Origin of the sequence: Alcanivorax sp. P2S70, from assembly GCF_000475295.1 — a bacterium.
GTDB lineage: Bacteria > Pseudomonadota > Gammaproteobacteria > Pseudomonadales > Alcanivoracaceae > Alcanivorax > Alcanivorax profundi.
The window spans coordinates 1-4,714 of sequence record NZ_AXBZ01000037.1 but is presented as its reverse complement, the minus strand read 5'-3'; the positions used below and the strand labels follow the sequence as shown (position 1 = coordinate 4,714).

The 4,714-nt window shown below is 58.9% G+C and carries 2 protein-coding genes; both read left to right on the top strand.

Translation table 11 applies throughout. The features are described from left to right. Positions 1 to 318 precede the first annotated feature (318 nt). Positions 319 to 2,991, top strand: coding sequence for a pyruvate dehydrogenase (acetyl-transferring), homodimeric type (gene aceE, locus Q672_RS29430; protein ID WP_022986109.1), 2,673 nt, complete (start codon positions 319 to 321; stop codon positions 2,989 to 2,991). 37 nt (positions 2,992 to 3,028) lie between these two features. Further along, positions 3,029 to 4,687: a dihydrolipoyllysine-residue acetyltransferase gene (aceF, locus tag Q672_RS29425; protein WP_022986108.1), complete on the top strand. Its 1,659-nt coding sequence runs from the start codon at positions 3,029 to 3,031 to the stop codon at positions 4,685 to 4,687. Positions 4,688 to 4,714: the final 27 nt, after the last annotated feature.

Sequence of the window (4,714 nt, the reverse complement as noted above, 5' to 3'; positions counted from 1 at the left end):
CCGCACTCGTTGTTGCGCTTCCTTCGAAGGTGAAGAGCCGATGGATGGACATACACCTTCAAAATCGCGCCCCTCTTTACCTTTTGACCCATAGAGGGGGCGGACCAGCCTGAAAGACTGAGCATGCAAGGAGTTATTCAGAGGCTCCCTGGTCTAACGCCATGAAAACTGATGCTTTTCGTCATTTGACCCGCCGGTCACCCCAGCTAGTATAAATGACAACGAGTGATCCGCTCGGCCCAGACACCCTTGGGTTTTTTTGCGGTTTTGCAGTGATCCTGCAAGGCCGCCTGGCTACGCGAAAAAGGACGCACGCCCATGCAGAAACGCAGTTTTTTTGATGATATGGATCCCGCTGAAACACGGGAATGGCTGGACGCACTGGAATCAGTGGTCGAGCGGGAAGGCCCGGAACGGGCTGCCTGGCTTCTCGATGTCATTGCCAACGAAGCCCAGGAACAGGGCATCCACCGTACCCATCTCAACACCCCCTACCTCAACACCATTTCCCCGCAAGACGAAGCCTCCATTCCCGGTGATGTATTCATGGAACGCCGTATCCGTTCCCTGGTGCGCTGGAATGCGCTTGCCATGGTGATGCGGGCAAACATGAACAACGACGATGAACTGGGTGGCCATATTGCTTCCTTCGCTTCGTCGGCCACCCTGTATGACGTGGGGTTCAACCATTTCTTCCGGGCCCCCAGCGATGAAAACGAAGGGGACCTGGTGTTCTTTCAGGGTCACTCGGCGCCGGGCGTGTATGCGCGGGCCTATCTGGAAGGGCGTATCAGCGAAGAGCAACTGGATAATTTCCGTCGCGAAGTGGACGGGCAGGGTCTGTCGTCTTACCCGCACCCGTGGCTGATGCCGGATTTCTGGCAATTCCCCACCGTGTCCATGGGGCTGGGGCCGATCCAGGCCATCTATCAGGCCCACATCATGAAGTACCTGCAGAACCGGGAGCTGATCCAGAAGGACAACCGCAAGGTGTGGGCCTTCATGGGCGATGGCGAGATGGACGAGCCGGAATCCCTCGGTGCGCTGGCTTTGGCCGGCCGCGAGAAGCTGGATAACCTGGTGTTTGTGGTCAACTGTAACCTGCAGCGTCTGGATGGCCCGGTACGGGGTAACGGCAAGATCATTCAGGAACTGGAAGGCGTGTTCCGGGGTGCAGGCTGGAATGTGATCAAGGTGGTCTGGGGGCGTTTGTGGGATCCCCTGCTTGAAAAAGATAACCAGGGCTTGCTGCGCCGCCGTATGGAAGAGTGCGTGGATGGCGAGTATCAGGCCTACAAGAAGAACGGCGGCGCCTACACCCGCGAGCATTTCTTCGGCGCTTATCCGGAGCTGAAGGAGTTGGTGGCGCACATGTCCGACGAGGACATCTATCGCCTCAACCGTGGTGGCCATGACCCGTTCAAGGTGTACGCGGCTTACCATGAGGCCACCAAACACACCGGGCGTCCCACCGTGATTCTGGCCAAGACCGTAAAAGGCTATGCCACCGGTGCTGGTGAGGCGGTGAACAAGACCCACCAGATGAAGAAGCTGGATCTGGAAAGTCTCAAGGAATTCCGCGACCGGTTCGACATGCCTTTTACCGACGAGCAACTCAAGGACGTGCCTTACTACCGGCCGGACCCTGAGTCAGCGGAACTGCGCTACATGAATGAACAGCGCAACAAGCTGGGTGGATACATGCCAGTGCGTCGTCAGCAGGCCAGTCAGGCGCTGACCATTCCGGGCCTTGATGTGTTTGCCAGTTTTCTGGAAGGCAGTGGTGATCGCGAAATCTCCACCACCATGGCCTTTGTTCGCATGATGAGTGCGCTGATCAAGGACAAGCAGATTGGCGACCGGGTGGTGCCGATTGTGCCCGATGAGGCCCGCACCTTCGGGATGGAAGGGCTGTTCCGTCAGCTGGGCATCTATTCTTCCGGCGGTCAGAAGTACGAGCCGGAAGATGCTGGCCAGGTGATGTATTACCGCGAAGACAAAAAGGGTCGCATCCTGGAAGAGGGCATCAACGAAGCGGGGGCCATGTCCGGCTGGCTGGCAGCGGCCACCAGCTACAGCGTGCACAACTTTGCCCTGATTCCGTTCTACATCTACTACTCCATGTTCGGCTTCCAGCGTATCGGCGATCTGGCTTGGGCGGCAGGTGACAGCCAGGCCCGAGGCTTCCTGCTGGGTGCCACCGCTGGCCGTACCACGCTCAACGGCGAAGGCCTCCAGCATCAGGATGGCCACAGCCATATTCTGGCGGGCACCATCCCCAACTGCGTCAGCTACGATCCGACCTACAGCTACGAGCTGGCGGTGATCCTGCACGATGGCCTCAAGCGCATGTACGAAGACAACGAAAAAGTCTTCTACTACCTGACACTGATGAACGAGAACTACGTGCATGGCGCCATGCCGGAAGGGGCCCAAGAAGGCATCCGCCGCGGCATGTACCTGCTGCGCGAAGGCAAGGGCAAGACCAAGAGGTCGCCACGGGTTCAGCTGCTGGGCAGCGGTACTATCCTGCGTGAAGTGGAGGCCGCCGCTGAGCTGCTGCGCGAGGACTTCGGCATCGCCGCGGACGTGTGGAGCGTCACCAGCTTCAATGAGCTGCGTCGTGAAGGTATCCAGAAAGACCGTGACGAGCTGCTCCATCCGGACAGCGAGCGCGAGCAGAACTGGGTCGAGAAATGCCTGGATGGCCGCGAAGGCCCGGTGATCGCATCGACCGATTACATGCGCAGCTTTGCCGACCAGATTCGTCCCTGGGTGAAATCCCCTTACTCCGTGTTGGGCACCGACGGCTTCGGTCGCAGTGACTCGCGCCAGAAGTTGCGTCACTTCTTTGAGGTGGACCGTCACTTCGTGGTGCTGGCGGCGCTGAACGCGCTGCGCAAGGAAGGCAAGGTGGATGCCGCCACAGTGAAGCAGGCCATCGAACAATATGGCATCGACACGGATAAACCCTATCCGGTGATGCATTGATCGCACCTCAAGACAATCTCACTAAAAGGAGACTGGTGTGAGTGAGAAGATTCAGGTTCCCGATGTGGGCAGCAGTGATCCTGTTGACGTCATCGAGATCAGCGTAAAAGTCGGCGATACCATCGCCGCGGAAGATACCATTGTGGTACTGGAATCCGACAAGGCCACAGTGGAAGTCCCGGCTCCGAAAGCCGGCAAGGTCACTGCCATCAACGTGAAGGTGGGGGACCGGGTCAAGGAAGGGGATGACCTGCTGGAGGTCGAGGCCGATTCAGGGGCGGATGACAACGCCCCGTCGCAGGAAGAAGCAACAACTGACACGCCAACCGAGCAGGAAACCGCGCCTCAGCCAGAGGCTGAGCAGGCACCAGCCAAGTCAGCCAGCGGCACGGAATCGCGCACGGAAACCGTGACGGTGCCGGACCTGGGTGATATCGATGGTGCCGAGATCATCGAAGTGAGTGTGGCGGCAGGGGATGTGCTGGAGGCCGAGCAGGTGATCGCGGTGCTGGAGTCCGACAAGGCATCGCTGGAAATCCCGGCGCCCCAGGCGGGCACCGTGGAGTCCGTGATCATCAAGGTGGGTGACAAGGTCAGTACCGGTGATCCCTTGCTGACGCTGGCGGTATCCGGTGGTGATGCGGCGCCCAACGCGACAGAAAACACCGCAACGTCGTCTGCTTCTGTATCGCAGACCAGTGCCTCCGATAAACAGGAACAGAACAAGCAGGAGCAGGCCAAACCCGCGCAGACCTCCACCGCTATTCCCGCAGCGGCAAACTCTCCCGGCAAGGCAGTTCATGCCGGGCCGGCGGTGCGCAAGCTGGCCCGGGAAATGGGCGTGGATCTGGGGCAGGTGACCGGAACCGGTCCCAAGGATCGTATCCTCAAAGAGGATGTGCATGCCTGGGTGAAACAGCGCCTGGAATCACAGAGCGCGCCGGCAACCGGCAGTGGTGGAGTGTCGCTGGATCTGCCGGAGATCGATTTCAGTCAGTTTGGGGATGTCGAGCGGGAAGAGCTGAACAAATTGCGCAAGGTGTCTGCCCAGAATCTGCACCGCTCCTGGTTGACCATTCCCCATGTGACCCAGCATGACAATGCGGACATCACCGACTTGGAAGCCTTCCGCAAGCAGCAGAACAAGGCGCTGGAACGGGAAGGCGTCAAGCTCACCATGCTGGCGTTCCTTGTGGCCGCTTGTGCCAAGGCGCTGAAGGAGTTTCCACGCTTCAATAGTTCACTTGAGAACAGTGGCGAAGCCCTGATTCACAAGCACTACATCAACATCGGTATTGCGGTGGATACCCCCAATGGTCTGGTGGTGCCGGTGATCAAGGAAGCGGACAAGAAAACCCTCAAAGAAATCGCCCTGGAAATGGGCGAGCTGGCGGAGAAGGCGCGCAATCGCAAACTCACCCCGGCGGACATGAAGGGAGGTACGTTCAGTATCTCGTCGCTGGGCGGTATTGGTGGCACGGCGTTTACGCCCATTGTGAACTGGCCGGAAGTGGCCATACTCGGGGTGAGCCGTTCGGATATGCAACCGGTGTGGGATGGCAATCAGTTTGTCCCGCGGCTGACCTTGCCGTTGAGTTTGTCCTATGACCACCGTGTCATTGATGGGGCAGATGCGGCACGGTTTACCACCTATCTGAGCCAGTTGTTGTCAGATATGCGGCGGGTGTTGTTGTAGGGGGGCGCCCAGAACGAAGAAAGCCGG

Coding starts and splice junctions, on each gene's coding strand:
- aceE (WP_022986109.1), top strand. CDS start 319: ATGCAGAAACGCAGTTTTTTTGATGATATGGATCCCGCTGAAACACGG.